General features: G+C 36.7%; 17 protein-coding genes, 8 tRNA genes and 1 rRNA gene. 3 read left to right on the top strand and 23 right to left on the bottom strand.

The features are described 5' to 3' along the window. Positions 1–41: 41 nt before the first annotated feature. From BUB12_RS03680 to sigW, 4 genes are all read right to left on the bottom strand, one after another. Complete coding sequence (locus tag BUB12_RS03680; RefSeq protein ID WP_072888156.1) at positions 42–1,277, bottom strand: CdaR family protein; 1,236 nt, start codon at positions 1,275–1,277, stop codon at positions 42–44. Continuing rightward, complete coding sequence (cdaA, locus tag BUB12_RS03685; RefSeq protein WP_072888158.1) at positions 1,270–2,091, bottom strand: diadenylate cyclase CdaA; 822 nt, start codon at positions 2,089–2,091, stop codon at positions 1,270–1,272. The genes BUB12_RS03680 and cdaA overlap by 8 nt, the downstream gene beginning before the upstream one ends. Before the next feature lie 174 nt (positions 2,092–2,265). Then, positions 2,266–2,907: a zf-HC2 domain-containing protein gene (locus BUB12_RS03690; RefSeq protein ID WP_072888160.1), complete on the bottom strand. Its 642-nt coding sequence runs from the start codon at positions 2,905–2,907 to the stop codon at positions 2,266–2,268. Positions 2,908–2,920: 13 nt separating this feature from the next. Then, entirely contained in the window at positions 2,921–3,484 is a 564-nt protein-coding gene (gene sigW, locus BUB12_RS03695) for an RNA polymerase sigma factor SigW (protein ID WP_072888162.1), read from the bottom strand. 211 nt (positions 3,485–3,695) lie between these two features. Between sigW and BUB12_RS03700 the strand changes: the two genes are divergently transcribed. Continuing rightward, complete coding sequence (locus BUB12_RS03700) at positions 3,696–3,839, top strand: aspartyl-phosphate phosphatase Spo0E family protein (protein ID WP_072888164.1); 144 nt, start codon at positions 3,696–3,698, stop codon at positions 3,837–3,839. A 53-nt stretch (positions 3,840–3,892) separates the two neighbouring features. Here the strand turns inward: BUB12_RS03700 and rocF are convergent, their stop codons facing one another. The 16 genes from rocF to BUB12_RS03780 form a co-directional block, all read right to left on the bottom strand. Continuing rightward, a complete protein-coding gene (gene rocF / locus BUB12_RS03705) occupies positions 3,893–4,798 on the bottom strand; it encodes an arginase (RefSeq protein ID WP_072888166.1) in 906 nt (301 codons plus the stop codon). Positions 4,799–5,020: 222 nt separating this feature from the next. Beyond that, positions 5,021–6,121 (bottom strand): phosphomevalonate kinase, encoded by a 1,101-nt coding sequence (locus BUB12_RS03710; RefSeq protein ID WP_084063210.1) that lies wholly within the window; start codon positions 6,119–6,121, stop codon positions 5,021–5,023. Between the two features lie 12 nt (positions 6,122–6,133). Continuing rightward, a complete protein-coding gene (mvaD, locus tag BUB12_RS03715) occupies positions 6,134–7,111 on the bottom strand; it encodes a diphosphomevalonate decarboxylase (RefSeq protein ID WP_072888170.1) in 978 nt (325 codons plus the stop codon). Between the two features lie 22 nt (positions 7,112–7,133). Next, the gene (mvk, locus tag BUB12_RS03720; protein WP_072888172.1) at positions 7,134–8,099 is read right to left on the bottom strand and encodes a mevalonate kinase; all 966 of its coding nucleotides are present in this window, start codon (positions 8,097–8,099) and stop codon (positions 7,134–7,136) included. After that, positions 8,096–9,385, bottom strand: a complete 1,290-nt coding sequence (locus BUB12_RS03725) for a hydroxymethylglutaryl-CoA reductase, degradative (protein WP_072888174.1) — start codon at positions 9,383–9,385, stop codon at positions 8,096–8,098. The genes mvk and BUB12_RS03725 overlap by 4 nt, the downstream gene beginning before the upstream one ends. A 196-nt stretch (positions 9,386–9,581) precedes the next feature. Further along, positions 9,582–9,654 (bottom strand) — tRNA-Lys (locus BUB12_RS03730). 88 nt (positions 9,655–9,742) lie between these two features. Next, positions 9,743–9,817 (bottom strand) — tRNA-Gln (locus tag BUB12_RS03735). 9 nt (positions 9,818–9,826) lie between these two features. Further along, positions 9,827–9,911: transfer RNA gene (locus tag BUB12_RS03740), tRNA-Tyr, on the bottom strand. A gap of 40 nt (positions 9,912–9,951) precedes the next feature. Then, positions 9,952–10,027: transfer RNA gene (locus tag BUB12_RS03745), tRNA-Thr, on the bottom strand. 3 nt (positions 10,028–10,030) lie between these two features. After that, positions 10,031–10,106 (bottom strand) — tRNA-Val (locus BUB12_RS03750). A 1-nt stretch (position 10,107) separates the two neighbouring features. After that, positions 10,108–10,182: transfer RNA gene (locus tag BUB12_RS03755), tRNA-Glu, on the bottom strand. Positions 10,183–10,416: 234 nt separating this feature from the next. Next, positions 10,417–11,283, bottom strand: coding sequence for an ABC transporter permease (locus BUB12_RS03760; protein WP_072888201.1), 867 nt, complete (start codon positions 11,281–11,283; stop codon positions 10,417–10,419). A gap of 80 nt (positions 11,284–11,363) precedes the next feature. Further along, positions 11,364–12,365: an ABC transporter permease gene (locus BUB12_RS03765; RefSeq protein WP_072888186.1), complete on the bottom strand. Its 1,002-nt coding sequence runs from the start codon at positions 12,363–12,365 to the stop codon at positions 11,364–11,366. A 79-nt stretch (positions 12,366–12,444) separates the two neighbouring features. Continuing rightward, positions 12,445–14,118 carry an ABC transporter substrate-binding protein gene (locus BUB12_RS03770; protein ID WP_072888187.1) on the bottom strand — a complete coding sequence of 558 codons (1,674 nt, stop codon included), beginning with the start codon at positions 14,116–14,118 and terminating at the stop codon, positions 12,445–12,447. 48 nt (positions 14,119–14,166) lie between these two features. Further along, positions 14,167–15,135, bottom strand: a complete 969-nt coding sequence (locus BUB12_RS03775) for an ABC transporter ATP-binding protein (protein ID WP_072888189.1) — start codon at positions 15,133–15,135, stop codon at positions 14,167–14,169. After that, a complete protein-coding gene (locus tag BUB12_RS03780; protein WP_072888191.1) occupies positions 15,110–16,126 on the bottom strand; it encodes an ABC transporter ATP-binding protein in 1,017 nt (338 codons plus the stop codon). Before BUB12_RS03780 ends, BUB12_RS03775 begins: the two co-directional genes overlap by 26 nt. A gap of 318 nt (positions 16,127–16,444) precedes the next feature. On the opposite strand from BUB12_RS03780, the gene fabI reads away from it, so the two are divergent. Further along, positions 16,445–17,221, top strand: a complete 777-nt coding sequence (fabI, locus tag BUB12_RS03785; RefSeq protein WP_072888193.1) for an enoyl-ACP reductase FabI — start codon at positions 16,445–16,447, stop codon at positions 17,219–17,221. A 156-nt stretch (positions 17,222–17,377) separates the two neighbouring features. After that, positions 17,378–18,097, top strand: coding sequence for a YwaF family protein (locus tag BUB12_RS03790; protein ID WP_072888195.1), 720 nt, complete (start codon positions 17,378–17,380; stop codon positions 18,095–18,097). Positions 18,098–18,180: 83 nt separating this feature from the next. Here BUB12_RS03790 and BUB12_RS03795 read toward each other — a convergent pair. From BUB12_RS03795 to rrf, 3 genes are all read right to left on the bottom strand, one after another. Continuing rightward, positions 18,181–18,253: transfer RNA gene (locus BUB12_RS03795), tRNA-Thr, on the bottom strand. Between the two features lie 24 nt (positions 18,254–18,277). Next, a tRNA-Asn gene (locus tag BUB12_RS03800) sits at positions 18,278–18,352 on the bottom strand. Positions 18,353–18,428: 76 nt separating this feature from the next. Next, positions 18,429–18,544, bottom strand: a 5S ribosomal RNA gene (gene rrf / locus BUB12_RS03805). Between the last annotated feature and the right edge of the window lie 57 nt (positions 18,545–18,601).

Raw genomic sequence — 18,601 nt, forward strand, 5'->3', positions numbered from 1 at the left:
ACTTCCTATTGACCTTTTAACTATTGTACATGAATTGTCTATTATTCTATCGTTAATATTTCAATTGTTACTAATTCCATATCTGGATTAATAGTAACCCCTTCTGGTCCTTCTATCAGAATTGGAACTTGATGTTCACCATCTTCAAGGTCCTCCACATCAATGTACACTCGAATATCCTCATCAGTTATCTCACTAACATCTTGTTCATTTCCTACAATAGTTATACTCATAGTCTGTTCTTCTGGTTCAATAAATGTTACTTCTTGTCCATCATTTAGATGTTCAATATCTATTAAAATATCCTCTAACTGTTTTGTCTGTTCTAATTCAATCGAAACTTCAATTGCATCAATATCAGGAGCTTGAACTCCTTCAGGTAATTCTAATTGAAGATCAACTGTTCCAGACTCGGTTATGTCAGATAAGTTTACAGCTTTTGTTTTAATTTCGTCAATACCTTCTAGCGTATTACTAGTTGCAAATATTTCCACTTCTTCAATGTTAGGCTCGATTGATACTAACGAAAGCCCCTCCGGTAGTGTTCCTGTAGTAGGAACACTAACAGAAACATTTTTACTTGGGTTGTTAATTTCTACAGATACAGAAACCGTCTCTGGTTCGATACGAACACGTAATTCATTTCCTTGACTATCGTACACGTTAACCGGGAATGCCCTATTTTCAATGGATTCTGATGTATCTTTAACATCAACATACACTTTAACAATTCCAATTTGTTCCACAACACTTTTAGAACTAGTAATTAGAACCGTTTCTGGATTGACTTCAATCTCGCCAATTTCATATCCTTCAGGTAATTGTTCATTATTTAGAAAATCTACATTCACTTTAAATTCTTCTGTAGCACGTTCTTCAATAACAATATCGATAAATTCGGGTTCAACGGTTGCAGTTAGCTCACTTGGAACATCTGTTTGAATTCTAACTGTATGCTCACCTGCTTCTAACCCTTCTAAATCCACGTATACATCAAAATTCCGTTGTCTTGCTGTTGCAACTAGGGTTGCACTCGTTCCTTCTAATTGAACCGTTACAAATTCTGGAATACCACTTACTACATATTTTTCACTATCCATACGAATTTCTACTGGAACATCTTCAACTGTTTGTGTCTCAGGAGAGCTACTTGGAAAAAAGGTTAAATTATCATTTTCAACTGATTCAGAATCAATATTAACAGAAATGTATAATAATATTGCCAATGCTAGCGCAATTCCACGAACAAACCATTTACTTTGAAACCATTTATCCATTCTTTTTCCCCCTCCACTTCCATGATTTATTATCGGGGGCTTTCATGTTCGGAGATAGATTTTCCCGTAAGTAGGTACGAAGATCTTCAAGACTTAATTCTCTCCGAAGTTCACCATTCTTAGTTCCAGATATATGACCAGTTTCTTCAGATACAATAATTGTCAATGCATCTGTTACTTCGCTAATCCCCATTGCTGCTCGGTGCCTTGTTCCTAACTCTTTAGAAATAAATGGACTTTCAGATAACGGTAAGTAACAAGCAGCAGCAATTATATCGTCCCCCTTTATAATAACCGCACCATCATGCAGGGGTGTATTCGGTGTAAATATATTTGTTAATAGTTGATGGGTGAGTTTTCCATTTATTGATATCCCAGTTTCTGCATAATCAGCAATCCCTGTTTCCCTTTCAATGGTTATAAGTGCTCCAATTCGTCGTTTCGCCATATAATTACAAGATTGAACGATATCTTCAATCATTTTATTCAGCTGCTCTTCTTCCGACTTGGTACTTCTAGAAAAGAAATTACCTCGACCTAATTGCTCTAAAGCCCTTCTAAGTTCCGGCTGAAATAGAATGACAATGACAAGAAATCCCCAATAGATAGCTTGCCTTGTAATCCATTCAATTGTTTGCAAACCAAAGAGCATACTAATCATACGTACAGCTAGGATTACAATAATACCTTTTAATAATTGTATCGCCTTTGTACCACGTATAAGCATGATTAATTTATATAAAACATACCAGATGAGAGCGATATCCACACCTATTCGTAGTATATTTATAAAGTTAAATCCCCCATCAAGCATGTTTACTCACCCTTTTGCTCATTAATTTCTCTTCCCATCTAAACATAATAGCGTATATATTATACCATATTTTATAGTGTTACACGTTATCACAACAAACATGTATAAGCATTATTTTCCCGTTTTAACAATTATTTAAACGAAAGAAAAATGGTATAGATAACTCTACACCATTTAATCTCCAAAGGAAAAAATATTCTTAAATAGGTTCTGAATATGGTACCATATCCATTCGAAGGCCCTGTCTACCTGCTTAAACTCACCATTTACTTCACCTACAGATGCCATTAGTCCTTCGCCTTCAATTTCATACTCCTCAATCATTTTACCGTTGATTAACGTAACGTCGCCTTCTATTTTTCCGTCTACACGAAGGTTCCCATTCTTAACGACAAGGTCTCCTTCAACAATGACATCTTCTGGCACAATTACCGTATCCCCACGAATAATTAAATCATCTTGTTTTGAAACCGTTAACTGACTGTCTTGTTGCCATGCTGTAAACATACTCCCTGACATTAAAACGAAAAATATAGCAGCAGCTGTCATTATTGGATGCATTTTAAGCCATCTAACATATTTTGTTCCTTTTCTTTCGGCAGGCAAGTTCTTCATAACACTAGTCGAAAAATGGTTCGGGGCATGAATCGTATCGGTACTTTTAATTAGAGTTATAGTTCGCTTCAATTCATGGAAATGCTTTTGACATTCTTCACAATCCTCCAAATGTTCACGAAGCATTATCTCTTCATCTTTAGTTAATTCCCCGTCTAGATATTTATGCATAAGCTCAACGGTTTCTTTATTACAATCCAATTGGCTCACTCCTTTACACGTGGCGAAGCTTTTTACGTAAAGCTTCCCTTCCTCGATGAATTCTAGTTTTTACTGTTCCTAATGGGATGTCTAGGATTTCACTAATCTCTTGAAGGGAAAACTCTTCTAAATATCTAAGCATTATAATACTACGATATTTTGCCGGTAGCTTTAATATTTCTTGTTGGATAAAATTTTGAATTTCCATCCCTTGTACTTCTTCATCTGGTAACCGGTCCGTTGAAGCAAGTTGCGAGTACATATCTAAACCTTCCGTACCCTTTACTTCAGCATCTAAGTAATAATCCGGTTTTCTTTTTCGAAGTCGATCAATCGTAAGGTTAGTAGCTATGCGATATAACCATGTCGAAAATTTTCTTCGATCATCATAGGAATGGATATTAACATATGCACGAATAAAAGCCTCTTGTGCAATATCCTCCGCCTCATGTGCATTACCAAGCATACGAAAACAGTGATGATAGATTTTGTCCTGATAATATAGAACTACGTCTTCAAAAGCAGCTTGGTTCCCTTTTTTAACTTGTTTTATTTTCTCTTTTATAATCATATCCATGTAAGTACCCTCCGCTTTAGCGGTATTATTGTTACGATTCATTGATTCAAAAGGTTTCACTTTTTCTGTACTATTTTTATATATCATATCAAATTTGGTAAAAAAAGTAATTTACTGTGAAATATTTGAAAGATTTTGCTATTAATGTTGAAATTATATAATATTTTCCATATTATAGTATAATGGAAATACTTAATCGGAGGAAGGGACTTTGGAAACATACTTACTTAAAAAAATTGAAAAATGTAGGAAAGAAATGATAGAACTAAGCACAACATATGGATTAACTTCAAAAAAAGTTGTCCAATCAAGTAAAAAATTGGACAACTTACTAAATGAATATCAGAAAAAATAAGTTAATTTGCAAGAGAAGAGGCTACTTTCGGGTGGCCTCTTTTTATGTAAAAGTTACTTAAGTTTTTCACCAAATAAGGATCCCATAAGTCCAACAGCCATTTCTCCTGTTTTATTCTTCTCATCAAGTATTGGATTTACTTCTACAAATTCAGCAGATGTGATCAATTCTGAGTCAGCAAGCATCTCCATCGCTAAGTGACTTTCTCGATAAGTTAGTCCTCCTAACACTGGCGTGCCCACTCCAGGTGCTTCAACAGGATCCAGTGCATCCAAATCTAGACTTAAATGAACACCATCTGTTTTTTCCTTTAAATAAGAAATTGTTTCTTCAATTACGTTTGACATACCCATGCGATCAACTTCATGCATGGTATAAACTCTAATACCTTTGTTTTGTATTAACTCTCTTTCTCCAGGATCTAATGAACGAGCACCTACAATAACAATATTCTCAGGCTTAATTTTCGGTGCATACCCAAGGATGTTGGTTAACCGTTCATCACCTAGTCCAAGACTAACCGCTAATGGCATGCCGTGAATATTCCCAGAAGGAGACGTATCTCCTGTGTTTAAATCACCATGAGCATCATACCAAATTACACCTAGATTATCATAATGCTTGGATATTCCAGCTAGACTTCCAATTGCAATACTATGGTCTCCACCTAAAATGAGTGGGAAAGCACCATTTTCAATCTCTTTATCAACTTTATCAGCAAGCAATGCATTACCCTCAATTACTTGATCTAAATTCTTTAGGTTAGTTCCATTATTTAAGTTCTCTCTTTGATCTGGACGATTAATTGGTATATCTCCTAAATCATGTATCTGATAATCTAACTCCTGTAACTTTTCAATCGCACCTGCATAGCGTATCGCACTTGGCCCCATATCAACGCCTCGTCGACTCTGTCCTAAATCCATTGGCACACCTATCATTGAAATCTTTTTATTCATTCGTTGCCACCTCCATAGTTATTTTCGGTTAAATTTATAACTACTCAACTAACATTACAATTATATACATTTATCCCACTGTAGAAAAGCTCGTTCTATTGGTTTGATTACCACTACGATATACTTATTGTTTCCTCCAATAATTAAAAATAGCCACTTTCTCTAACAGGAGATTTGTTATCCGTTTAACAAATTGAAAAATCAGGTATTCTACATACCTGATTACTTTAATAAGCTAGCACCATATGATGTAGGCTGAATATCTAAAGGTGTTATTCCGGCTGCTTCCCAAGACTTTAACAATTCACTCGCTTTTGCTTTTGTTGGCATAAAAGCAATACCGCAGTCTCCTCCACCAGCTCCAGACGGTTTTGCTGCTCCTCCAAGTTGCTCAGCAATGTCACATAAATTCCCTAACAGTTGGGTTTCTATCTCCACATTAGCAGCGTCACCAACTTCTCGTAGTGCTCTACGATTTTGCTTAACTCCTAAAAATAGTTTTTTTAGACTATTTTCCCTCATTCCCATTAAAATGTTCTGAACGGCCTCTTCACTTTGATCAAGGAATTGTTGGAATCTTTGTGGATTATGTCTCTTTAATTCAAGAACTTCATCAACTAATCTACCAGTGGAGGCAGGAGACCCTGTCCACCCTATACACACATATATTTCTTGTGGCAACGACACTGGTTTTATCGATAAGTACTTCCAATCACGTTGAAGTAATTCCCGTAAACTTCCTAATTCTTGATAATTTTTAGCAAGCCATTCAGCCTGAAATGAGGAATACTCTAAAAAGCCACCATATGAAGAAGCAGCCACATCCGCTCCAGAGCCATTCCCTTGTGTTTTTACATGAGTAATAGAAGCAAGTTTGAAAATCAACTTAGGAATTGCCTTTTCTGGATAAAACGCATGTAAAATTGAGGAAATCACTGCTGTTACAACTGCAGCACTTGAACCTAGTCCATATTTTTTACCGGCCCCATCATCTAACTCACTTTTTATTGATAAATGAAAGGGGTGTGTAGGAATTGATTGTTCCTCAAGATAAGTTAAAGCAACTGTCATTGCATTTTGTACAAATAAAACCTTTGAATCATCGGTTTCTACATTGACCTCTTGATTGTTAAAATCCCAATGTAGATTATTTAAATCAAAGTTTTCTAATGTTAACTGGTTTGTATTACTAGGTTGCAAAGTAGCATAAACAAAACGGTCTACTGCCATTACAGCAAGTTTTTGATGTGGCTCTAAAACCGCAAATTCACCTGCAACCATTAACTTTCCAGGTACTTTTATAATAATTGGTTTATTGCCCAAAGCATTCATCCCCTACAGGTAAGTTACTCCTTGCCCTACACGACTTAGTATAACATCTGTTACACCAGGTATATTGCGAAGGGTTTCCTGCACTTTTTCTTCGTTTTCTGGTTGATAAAGCACTTTTACATTCGGACCAGCATCGATTGTAAAGTATGCAGGGATTCCTTCTTCTCTCATTTTTTGTACTGTTTGCATAACACTAAGTGTTGTATCATGCCAATACGTAAATGGTGGTTTAGCCCCTAGTGTTGTTGCATGCATCTTTAGGCAATTAGCCTCTGCAATTTCTCCCACACGTTCGAAGTCTTTCTCCATAATACCTTTTTTTATTTGATCCAAGTCTTCAGGAATACTATCGACCCACCCTTTAAAAAATGGTGATGACTCAACAGTACGACGCATACCATCACGGCTTGATACTTTCTTTTCCGTTGCAGAAAGAACTACTGCTGCAACACGAATATCCCAGTGGTCTTGCGAAGCAATTGGAACAGCATAGGAATCAGATCCATCAAGTTCTATCCCTTTTTGCCACTCTGCAAAGCCACCATATATAGAACGACAAGCAGAACCAGATCCTTGTCTTGTTATCTTAGATAATTCTTGGTTTGATAAATCGAGACCAAGCGCACGAGATGCAGCTGCTGCTAATGCTGCGAATCCAGAAGCAGATGACGCGAAACCTGCTGCTGTTGGAACTTCATTAAAGGAATGTACTTCAGCATACATTGTGCTGTTTTGAGCATAACCCCGAACAAGATCTAGAAATTTTGTCACCCTTTGATATTGGACACCTTCAACCACTTGATCATTTAGGTAAAAGAGATCGCGCTTTAAATCATCTCGGAACTCAACTTTTGTTGTAGTGTAGAACCCATCTAATGTTAAAGATAAACTATTATTAGTAGGTAAGATAATGTCTTCATTACGTTTACCCCAATATTTTATTAAAGCAATATTTGTATGTGCCTTCGCTGTTGCCTTCATCAAAATCCCTCATATCTATTCATTAATTCTGTTTTCTAAGGACAAAAGGCCAAACAGCGTGCGCACCAAATTTTTTTAATTTTTCAGCCAGCTGTCTGGAATGTACTTCATTCTCCGCTAACGCGATAATACACCCTCCATTACCGCCACCTGTTAGTTTTGCTCCTAAAGCACCTTCTTCACGTGCAAGGTCAATGAGTTTATTTAATCCTGCATCACTTACTCCAAGTGCTTCTAATTCTTTCTGCGCCTCATTTAATATTTGTCCTAGAAAGTTTTTTCCAGCCTTTTCTAAGGCATGTTTTGCATGATGTGTTAAATCGCCAATACGATTAATTTTTCTTTGTATTTTTTCAGGTGCTTTCCTCAATAAATGAGCAACTGATTCAACTGCTGAACGAGTATCACCTATTCTTCCAGAATCTGCAACAATAAAATGAAAATCAGAACCCGGCTTTATATATTGAATGGACTGGTCCTTCTCAAACCAAACTGGAGACTCTGAAGTAATTGTTAACGTATCAATCCCACTTGGCTGCCCGTGCGCAAATGTCTCCGCAATATTAGCAAAGTGGAGTAATTCTTCTTCTGTATAACTAACATTTGCATACGCAAACAACGAACGAATAACAGCAATTGCAACAGAAGCACTAGAGCCCAACCCTTTACCAGGTGGGATAGATGAAGTTACACGTATTAACAAATTGTTTTTTGGTAATTGTAAATGCTCAATTGTAGCCTCAATACTGTTAATTATTCCTTCTAATGTAATTGGCGCAGAATTCATTGGTCCTTGATAGAACGTACTATCAAACATAATCGGACCTTTAATCTCCTCGATGGTAGACTCAACACCAACTAACGGAAATGGAATAGCGATTGCAGGTTGCCCGTGTACAACTGCATGCTCCCCAATAAGAATTAATTTACTATGCGCAATTCCTGTTGCAGTTTGTTCAGTTGTTGTAGTTACCTTTTCAATACTCATTTTGTTAACTGTTCCACCAATTCTTTAGCTTTACCAACACGGATTTCTTTTTCACTTACTAACTTTTCAGCTATAATATCAATCATCTCCCCAGTAGCTCCAGCCGCAATAGCAACAGAGCGTGAATGTAATGCCATATGTCCTTTTTGGATTCCATCCGTAACGAGTGCTTTTAATGCACCTAGATTCTGTGCTAGGCCGACTGCAACTATTACTTGAGCTAACTCTTGAGCTGATTCTACATTTAATATACTATGAGCAATTTTAGAAATTGGATGCACACGAATTGAACCACCTACAATCCCTACTGTCATAGGCAATTCGAGTTCACCTACTAAATTTCCATCATTATCTACTGACCATGTTGTCATCGATCCATAATGACCATATCTTGATGCATAGGCATGTGCCCCTGCCTCTACAGCTCTCCAGTCATTTCCGGTAGCTATTACAATAGGGTCAATACCATTCATAATTCCTTTATTATGAGTTACCGCACGATAAGGATCAGATGCAGCAAATTCATATGCATGGACAACCCCATCACGTACTTCTTCTCCAGTAAATCCTTCACTTTCTAAAAGGTTAGGAGGTATCACACATTTAGCTTTCGCTAGACAACGATCTGCATAATTGGAAAGGATTCTCAAATAGACCTTCCCACCTGTGAGGTCTTCAACAATTGGCGCTATTGATTCTACCATTGTATTAATAACATTAGCACCCATTGCATCACATGTATTTATATATAAATGCATTACAAGCATTTTTCCATAAGTTGAATTGGAATCTTCATTAAGGATGCGTACATCTAAATCTTCAGCTCCACCACCCCTAGCTTTCATACTAGGATATGCATCATTAGCTGCAACAATTAATTTATCCTTTTCATTTAATAAGGTTTGTTTAGCAGCCTGAAAATCTGAACAACCTACTACTTGGATTTGCCCTATCATAAGACGCTCCGTTGCCTCTGTTTTAAAACCACCAGCTTCACGCACAATCTTAGCGATATAACTAGCAGAAGCCACAACTGATGGTTCCTCAATTGCCATAGGTACTACATATTCCTTATCATTAATTAGGAAGTTTAAACCAAGCCCTAACGGTAACGGAAAAGTCCCGATAACATTCTCAATCATTTTATCAGCAGTTTCTACCGGCAAAGCTTCTTTTGAATTTAAATGTTCTAATTCTTCTTCTGTGAATGAGTGTAATTTTGTTAATAGCTCTCGACGTTCTTCAACCGTCTTATTATAAAAGCCAGGGATTCTAGAAGATTCCATACTGTACCATCCTTTACCCATAAACATTATTATTATTTTAGACTGTATTATTTATATCAATATTATAAGTGTTTTACTTAATCTATTATGTTAAAAATAGCCTTAAAATGCAAATAAAACAAGGTTGTCCCTAAAAAAGACTAACCTTGTTTATTGTAATGGATTATGCAGCTATTGTAAAACCTTTATTGACTGATGAGCCATGAAGGATTCGAACCTTCGACCCTCTGATTAAAAGTCAGATGCTCTACCGACTGAGCTAATGGCTCCTATATTGAAGTGGTACTAATTTTGTTTTTCAACCCTTCTTATATTGCCCAAAATATATGAATTCACTCTAAAAAAGGGCAAAAAAAATGGCTGGGCTACCAGGATTCGAACCTGGGAATCACGGGACCAAAACCCGTTGCCTTACCGCTTGGCTATAGCCCAACAAACAAATGGTGGAGGGGGGCAGATTCGAACTGCCGAACCCTGAGGGAGCGGATTTACAGTCCGCCGCGTTTAGCCACTTCGCTACCCCTCCATATTTAGTCTGTTACAAATATATATTTTTATACAAAAAATGGTGCCGGCCAGAGGACTTGAACCCCCAACCTACTGATTACAAGTCAGTTGCTCTACCAATTGAGCTAGGCCGGCAAATGGTGGAGGATACAGGGCTCGAACCTGTGACCCCTTGCTTGTAAGGCAAGTGCTCTCCCAGCTGAGCTAATCCTCCGTGGTGACCCGTACGGGATTCGAACCCGTGTTACCGCCGTGAAAGGGCGGTGTCTTAACCGCTTGACCAACGGGCCATGATTTTAAATGGCTTGTTTCAATCAACGAATTTTATTATATACAGATTATCGCGCTTTGTAAAGAGGAAAACAAAATTATTTTACCGAAAATAGATTTTAATTTATTCAATCAATTCTGTCAATAAAAACTGAATTCTAATGAACTTATTTTGCATTGTTTTCGCTTTAAAATATATAATGCAGTAGACAGGACTCATCCTTCCCATCTACTACATTAGACATATGTCTTGCTTAATTTTTCATTTTAGGATCTAACGCATCTCTTAATCCATCACCAATTAGGTTGAAACCTAAAACAACCAACATAATTGATACTCCTGGAGCAATTAAAGTCCATGGTGCTAGTTGAATAAAGCCTCTTGCTTCCGCCAACATTGCTCCCCACTCAGGATCAGGTGGTTCAGCTCCTAAACCTAGGAATCCTAAAGCCGCTGCCTCTAAGATTGCCGTACCAAAGCTTAATGTAGACTGAACAATAATTGGAGCTACGCTGTTTGGTAAAATGTGATGTATTAAAATTCTACCATTCTTCATTCCTTGGGCTCTGGCGGCCATAATATACTCTTCTTCTCGAAGACTAATAACTCGAGAACGCACCAGTCTTCCAAAGATAGGGATATTAATAATCGCAATTGCAATTAAAGCATTTTCTAAAGATGGTCCAATGATAGCTACAATAGCTATTGCTAGTAAGATACTAGGAAATGCGAGTAAAATGTCAAAAATTCGGGATATCAACATATCAATCCAACGTCCATAATAGCCTGCTATTACCCCTAATAAGGTACCGAAAACAAGAGCACCTGTAACAGCAAAAAAACCTACCATTAAGGAGATTCTTGCACCATACGCAATACGTGTTAGAATATCCCTTCCTGCATCATCTGTTCCAAGCCAATACTCACTTGAAGGTGCTACTAGTCGATCAGCTAAATTAACGTTATCATATGGGTAGGGAGTTAATAATGGAGCAAAAATACCGAGCAATATAAAAAACACAATGATGATAAACCCTGCCACAGCAAAGCGATTTCTCCTTAATTGTTTAAATGCATCCTTCCATGGTGAAAAAGGTTTAACATCTTCATCGTCATTCATATACCTACTCTGTGATGAATTTTCCTCCAATGGATCGGAAGTTTTTTCCTTCTTCTCTACATTCAACTTTTAGCACCTCCTTAATAACTAATCCTTGGATCAATGAATTTATACATTAAGTCTACAACAAGATTAATAATGACAAATATAAAAGCAACCACTAAAATACCAGATTGAATCACTGGATAATCTCGATAATTAATCGCTTGATACACATAGGAACCTATACCTGGCCAACTAAATATAGTCTCAGTTAATATTGCTCCTCCTAAAAGGACACCCGTCTGTAAACCAATTACAGTCAATACAGGAATAAATGCATTTTTTAAAGCATGTTTGTAGATAACAAGAAACTGACCAGAACCTTTCGCTTTAACCGTTCGAATATAATCAGACTTCATCACTTCCAACATACTTGAACGAGTCATTCTTGCAATGATTGCCATCGGTATTGTCCCTAATGCAATACTTGGTAATACTAAATGTTTTAAAGTTGTTATAACCCTAGTAAAATCCATGTGGAGGATAGAATCGATAACAAAGAAATATGTAATTGGCTCCATTGGATCTCGGTTGTCTTGCCTTCCAGTTGCAGGGAACCAACTGAGTTCTTGGGCAAATATCCATTGCTCCATGAGTGCTAGCCAGAACACTGGCATTGATACACCGATAAGAGCAAAAAGCATCGCTAAAAAATCAAACCATGAATTTTGTTTCCAAGCACTAATAATCCCAGCGTTTACTCCAATAAAAATAGCAAACAACATAGCAAAAAATGTCAATTCAAAAGTAGCTGCAATATAAGGCCAAATCTCTTTTGCAATTTCTGCTTTCGACCTTAATGACGTCCCCAAATCACCTTGTAATAAGTCTTGTACATAAATAAAATACTGAACTGCATATGGCTCATTTAGACCCATGCTCTCCTCTAAGTTTTGCATTGCCTCTGCAGTTGCCGTTTCACCAAGAATTACTTGAGCTGGATTGCCAGGAATTAAATGAACAATAGAAAAGGTAATTAACGTCATTCCAATTAAAACCGGAATAAGCATTAACAGACGTCGCATAGTATAGGCAAACATTTTTCCACCTCTATTCATATAAGGCTTTCATTATCTGTAAAATGAAAGGGTAGTAGATATCTACTACCCTTTTTGGATTCTACTCTAATTCTACTTCTGCTAATGATTCACTTGTAGAAGGATGTGGCACATAATTTTTAACTGCGCTTGTTGTTGCTAATACAGGTGTTGAGTGTACTAAAGTTACCATTGGAGCATCTTCAGCAATTAAGGCTTGCGCTTGGCTATATAAGTCTGCACGTTCTTCTTGGTCAACCGATACTTTTGCAGCATCAAGCAATTTGTCTACTTCTTCGTTTTCATAGAACGTACGGTTACTACTTCCCACGTTATTGCCATGTAACAAACTGCTTAGGAAATAATCTGGGTCACCGTTAGTTCCAGACCAGCCAAGCATAAACATTTGCTGTTCGCCAGTTAAAGTCTTTTCTAGGTAAGGGGCCCACTCCTCACGAACAATATTAACTTCAATTCCAGCATCTGCAAGGTTTGCTTGAACAATTGTTGCCACAGTTTCTGGGTCCGGCATATATGGACGAGCGACAGGCATTGTCCATAACTCGATCTCTAACCCATCCTCATACCCTGCTTCTGCTAATAAATCCTTCGCCTTCTCTACGTCATACTCGAATTCTGGTACGTCATCGTTATAACCAGCGTAACTAGGTGGCAGTGGGTTCTTAGCTGGAACAGCATACCCTGCATACAATGCATCTGCAATCGCTTGTCGATCAATTGCATGGTTAATTGCCTGACGAACTTCTACTTGGTCAAGTGGAGCTTTTTGAGTATTGAACCCTACATAACCAAAATTATTTTCTGCACGGGTATATAGTTCAAGACCTTCTTCCTCATCTACTCCAGCAGCATCATCTGGATTTAGCCCATCCATAATATCGATTTCTCCTGAACGTAACGAAATTAAACGAGAAGCATTATCAGGAATTACTTCAAATACAACTTTATCTAATTTAGGTAGACCATCAATTCGATAATCTTCAAACTTCTCTAAAACAATAGCATCGTCTTTACTCCAACTTACAAATTTAAATGGTCCTGTTCCCACTGGATTCTCATTAATTTGCGCCCCATATTCTTCTAATGCTTGAGGTGAAGTAATTGCAAAATATGTCATTGCCATATTTTGTAAGAAGAAACCTAATGGACGTTTAAGAACAAATTCTATTTCATAATCATTAACAACTTTGATTTCATCAATTACGTGACTATCATCTCCCTTGAAACCACCAAACATTGTTCCATACATAGAATAGACATAGCCATCATCACTAAATGAATATTCATGATCAGGGTCTGACCAGCGCTCAAAGTTAGTTTTTACAGCATCTGCATTAAATTCTGATCCATCATGGAAAGTGACTCCCTCTTCTAGATAGAAAGTATAAGATAGGCCATCATCAGAAACCTTCCAGTCATTAGCTAATGCTGGTTTCACTTCAAACGATTCTTTATCAAACTCTAGTAAACTTTCTAATACCTGTCTCGTAATTCTGGATGATTCTCCATCAGTTGTACTTCCCGGATCAAGACTTTCAGAGTCGCCTCCACGTGCAAAAATTAATACTTGCTCTTCTCCTCCATCATTTGAGGCATTGTCTTGCTCATTATCATTGTTGTCTGATCCATTATCATTTGTACCATCATTTGACGAATTATCGTCATCGCCACATGCTGCCAATACTAGCATAATTGCTATTAGCAAAGTAGCTAGAAATGAAAGCTTCATTTTCATTTTATTTCCCCCTTATTTTATAAATATATATAATCTTTTGCTACATGCTTATTCATACAAATGACATGCAACAAAGTGATTATCCTCAATCTCATTAAACTGTGGTCGTACTTCTTTACAAACCTCCATCGCTAGTGGACACCTTGTGTGAAATGCGCATCCTGAAGGTGGATTTGCAGGACTTGGTACATCTCCTTCTAATATCATTCGCTCCTTTTCAATATCAGGGTCTGGTAATGGTATTGCTGATAATAGAGCTTTTGTATAAGGGTGTTTTGGATTATCATACAGCTTGTTCTTTTCCGTTAACTCAACCATTCTCCCTAAATACATAACGCCTATCCTATCACTAATGTGTTTTACAACACTTAAGTCGTGCGCAATAAAAACGTACGTTAAATTAAATTCATCCCGCAGTTCCTCCATTAAGTTCAGAATTTGAGATTGTACCGATACATCCAATGCAGAAACAGGTTCATCACAAATTAATAATTTTGGATTATTTGCCAGAGCCCTAGCGATTCCAACTCTTTGACGTTGTCCCCCACTAAATTGATGCGGGTACCTAGATGCGTGATAGCCACTTAATCCAACAATTTCTAGAAGTTCTGTCACTCGTTTTTTCCGTTCATTTTTATCAGTTAATCCATGTATTAGTAATGGCTCACTAATAATCTTTTCAACGGTATGTCTTGGATTTAAAGATGCATAAGGGTCCTGAAAAATAATTTGCATATTTCGCCTGAGCTGTCTCATTTCTTCATCACTTAGTTCTGTAATATCCTTATCTTGAAACTTAACCTTGCCTTCAGTTGGTTCAATAAGTCTTAGAATCGATTTACCTGTAGTTGACTTACCACATCCTGATTCTCCAACAATACCTAGTATCTCCCCTTCCATAACGGTAAAAGAGACATCGTCAACAGCTTTTACTTCTCCAACTTTTCTCCCAAACACGCCCCCACGGATGTCAAAATACTTTTTTAAGCCATTAACTTCTAATATCGGCGTTTGCATTTTCTGTTACCTCCCTCTTTGCATCATCATATAAGAAACACCGACTACGACGATTATTCTCAAGGGGATAAAGCTCTGGGTCTTCTTGAAAACACCGTTCAAAAGCCATTGGACACCTTTGAGCAAAACGGCATCCTTTTACACCCATCTTGGGCTTTGGTACAGTACCTGGAATGGAGTATAGTTTTTGTTCTCGCTCATGAATTTTTGGTAGTGATTTTATTAACCCTTGTGAGTAAGGATGTTTCGGGTCTTTTAAAATTTCTCTAGTTGTTCCTTCTTCTACAACTTGGCCTGAATACATTACGACCACCCTGTCACATATCTCAGCTACTACACCCAAGTCATGGGTTATCAGCATTATCGCTGTATCTTTTTCTTGATTTAATTTTTTCATTAAATCTAATATTTGCGCCTGAATAGTTACATCCAGAGCAGTTGTTGGTTCATCTGCAATCAATATTTCAGGATCACAGGACATTGCCATGGCAATCATTACACGTTGCCTCATTCCACCTGACAACTGATGAGGATATTCACTTAAAACCTCCTTAGGTCTTGGTATTCCAACCATTTCTAACATATCAAGCGCTCTATCACTGGCTTCCTTTTTAGACATCTTATTATGTAATTGAATAGCCTCTCTTAATTGATTTCCAATTGTAAATAAAGGGTCTAACGAAGTCATTGGCTCCTGAAAGATCATTGATATTTCATTTCCTCTTATTTGTTTCATTCGTTTATTAGAGGAGTTTGCTAAATTTTCACCTTTAAAATTTATCTCTCCACTTACTATTTTTCCAGGTGGCTGTGGTATTAATTGCATAATAGATAATGAGGTGACGCTTTTTCCACATCCTGATTCTCCAACTATTCCTACTACTTCACCTTTATTCACAGACAGACTTACTCCATCAACTGCTGGTATTTCTCCATTATCTGTAAAGAAATGAGTATGGAGTTCGTTTAGTTCTAATATCGTTTCTGGCAAATTTCACGCCCCCTTCCAATATATCCTTCATAAAAAACCCATATCCTAGCTTATTATCCTTATTAACTACTTATAACTAGAGTTTTAATGGCCGATGTTCGGGTATTGTTTCATTTTGGCTTAATCTTATAAGTTCTACATCTTTTTAAACATTCCTGCTTTATTTTACAAATAAATTAGAATAGTACAAATTAACTAAATAAATTAATTTATTTATTAGTGCTGTAAACTCAAATGTAGTACCTGGTATTAACTCCTAGTTTCAACTTATGAAAAGATAGGTTATAATGTATAAAGATAATATTTTGGAGGTGCAAAATGGCGGGTTTATTAGAAGGTAAAAATATTGTAGTTATGGGTGTTGCAAACGAACGCAGTATTGCCTGGGGTGTAACAAAGTCTCTTCATAATGCTGGTGCTAATCTAATTTTTACTAATAGACAAGAAAGATCTTATAAAAAACTAGTTAAATTACTTGAAAAAAATAATATTGAAGCTAATCTAATCGTTTCATGTGACGTATCAAATGATGAAAGTATTACTTCTGCTTTTGAAGAAATTAAAGATAAAGTGGGAGTTATTCATGGATTAGTTCATGCAATTGCCTTTGCTAATAGAGATGAATTAAAGGGGGAGTATGCAGATACTTCTCGTGAAGGATTCTTATTAGCTCAGGATATAAGTGCTTTCTCATTAGTAGCCGTAACGAAAGCTGCTAAACCTCTTATGACTGAAGGTGGAAGTATTGTAACTCAATCTTATCTAGGGGCAGAACGTGTTATTCCTAATTATAATGTAATGGGAGTTGCCAAAGCTTCATTAGAAGCTAGCGTGAAATACTTAGCAGAAGACGTTGGGAAATATGGAATACGTGTTAATGCAATTTCAGCAGGTCCTATACGTACTCTAGCAGCTAAAGGGGTCTCTGGTTTTAATGAAAAAATGGGAATTGTTGAAGAAAAAGCTCCTTTACGCCGAAATGTTGACCAGGATCAAGTCGGGGATGCAACCTTATTTTTCATGAGTGAACTTTCCCGTGGAGTTACAGGAGAAGTGCTACATGTTGATTCTGGGTACAATATTATTGGTGGATAACATACAATTATTAAAACAGTCATATTCTAGTAGTTAATATGCTTATATAACATTAAAATAGACGCTTACAAGCTTTCTAGTAAGCGTCTATTTTGTAATATATAGCACCACTGGTACAGAGTTTTGAAGCATAAGAAGATTTTAGGGGGGAGTTAAATGGGAAATTGGTTTGAAGATACTGCCGAGAATTCATTTGAATTTCTAGGACCTATACATATCTTTATTATTCTACTTTATTTTATTGGTGCAATTACAATAATTATCTTCAATAAGAAATTGACGTCTAAATCCAATTACTTTATTCGGTGGCTTTTTTTCAGTATTTTATTTTTATCTGAATTCAGTTATCAAATATGGGGGCTTGCTAACGGTATGTGGAACCAAAGAGAGTTTCTCCCTTTTCAGTTATGTAGCATTGCTGGAATTATTACTCTCTTCGCTCTATCTACACAAAATACTAGACTCATACAACTAGTCTTTTTCATCGGTATAGTTCCTTCACTCTTAGCAGTAATTACACCCGAGCTCTTCCATGGATTCCCACATTTTCGTTTTTGGCAATTTTTTATTCACCATTTAATTCTTTCTTGGGCATGTATCTTCTTATTATGCGTTAATCAAATTGATGTTTCTTGGCGAATTATGCTGAGAAATTATATTTACTTATTACTATATGCAGCACTTGTCGGGTTTGTCTTAAATCCATTATTTAATGCTAACTTTCTTTTCTTGGCTCGTACATCTACTTCAAATACACCATTAAATTTTTTAGGAGAAGGTATTTTGTATTATATTAATCTATGTTCAATTGGTCTAATTTCTTTTGTCCTCTTGGTGTTTATTTATAAAGTACTTAAAAAACAAGAATTAATATAGATATATAATTAAATTGGTTCACATTATATAGTATGTTAAAACAAGAAAAAGACCTGCAAAATGCAAGCCTTTAAAAAAATAAGAGCTTCCAAGCGGACTTGAACCGCTGACCCCCACCTTACCATGGTGGTGCTCTACCGGCTGAGCTATGGAAGCAAAATATATTTATAAACAAAAAAATGGCTCCACAGGTAGGATTCGAACCTACGACCGATCGGTTAACAGCCGATTGCTCTACCACTGAGCTACTGTGGAATATAAAACAGAATATATAAATGATGTATAATCTAAAAGTATTATATCAAGTATACTTTAGATTATACATTGTTTTGCCTGGCGACGTCCTACTCTTGCAGGGGCAAAGCCCCAACTACCATCGGCGCTGAGAAGCTTAACTTCTGTGTTCGGGATGGGAACAGGTGTGACCTTCTCGCTATCGCTACCAGACATTTATTAAATTTAAGGACAAGACTTATTATAATTACTTATGAAGTAAAATGCAAG

It is taken from the genome of Ornithinibacillus halophilus (assembly GCF_900129485.1).
GTDB lineage: Bacteria > Bacillota > Bacilli > Bacillales > Amphibacillaceae > Ornithinibacillus > Ornithinibacillus halophilus.

Coding starts and splice junctions, on each gene's coding strand:
- BUB12_RS03680 (WP_072888156.1), bottom strand. CDS start 1,277: ATGGATAAATGGTTTCAAAGTAAATGGTTTGTTCGTGGAATTGCGCTA.
- cdaA (WP_072888158.1), bottom strand. CDS start 2,091: ATGCTTGATGGGGGATTTAACTTTATAAATATACTACGAATAGGTGTG.
- sigW (WP_072888162.1), bottom strand. CDS start 3,484: ATGGATATGATTATAAAAGAGAAAATAAAACAAGTTAAAAAAGGGAAC.
- rocF (WP_072888166.1), bottom strand. CDS start 4,798: ATGAATAAAAAGATTTCAATGATAGGTGTGCCAATGGATTTAGGACAG.
- mvaD (WP_072888170.1), bottom strand. CDS start 7,111: ATGAAGGCAACAGCGAAGGCACATACAAATATTGCTTTAATAAAATAT.
- mvk (WP_072888172.1), bottom strand. CDS start 8,099: ATGAGTATTGAAAAGGTAACTACAACAACTGAACAAACTGCAACAGGA.
- BUB12_RS03725 (WP_072888174.1), bottom strand. CDS start 9,385: ATGGAATCTTCTAGAATCCCTGGCTTTTATAATAAGACGGTTGAAGAA.
- BUB12_RS03760 (WP_072888201.1), bottom strand. CDS start 11,283: ATGAATGACGATGAAGATGTTAAACCTTTTTCACCATGGAAGGATGCA.
- BUB12_RS03765 (WP_072888186.1), bottom strand. CDS start 12,365: ATGTTTGCCTATACTATGCGACGTCTGTTAATGCTTATTCCGGTTTTA.
- BUB12_RS03770 (WP_072888187.1), bottom strand. CDS start 14,118: ATGAAAATGAAGCTTTCATTTCTAGCTACTTTGCTAATAGCAATTATG.
- BUB12_RS03775 (WP_072888189.1), bottom strand. CDS start 15,135: ATGCAAACGCCGATATTAGAAGTTAATGGCTTAAAAAAGTATTTTGAC.
- fabI (WP_072888193.1), top strand. CDS start 16,445: ATGGCGGGTTTATTAGAAGGTAAAAATATTGTAGTTATGGGTGTTGCA.
- BUB12_RS03790 (WP_072888195.1), top strand. CDS start 17,378: ATGGGAAATTGGTTTGAAGATACTGCCGAGAATTCATTTGAATTTCTA.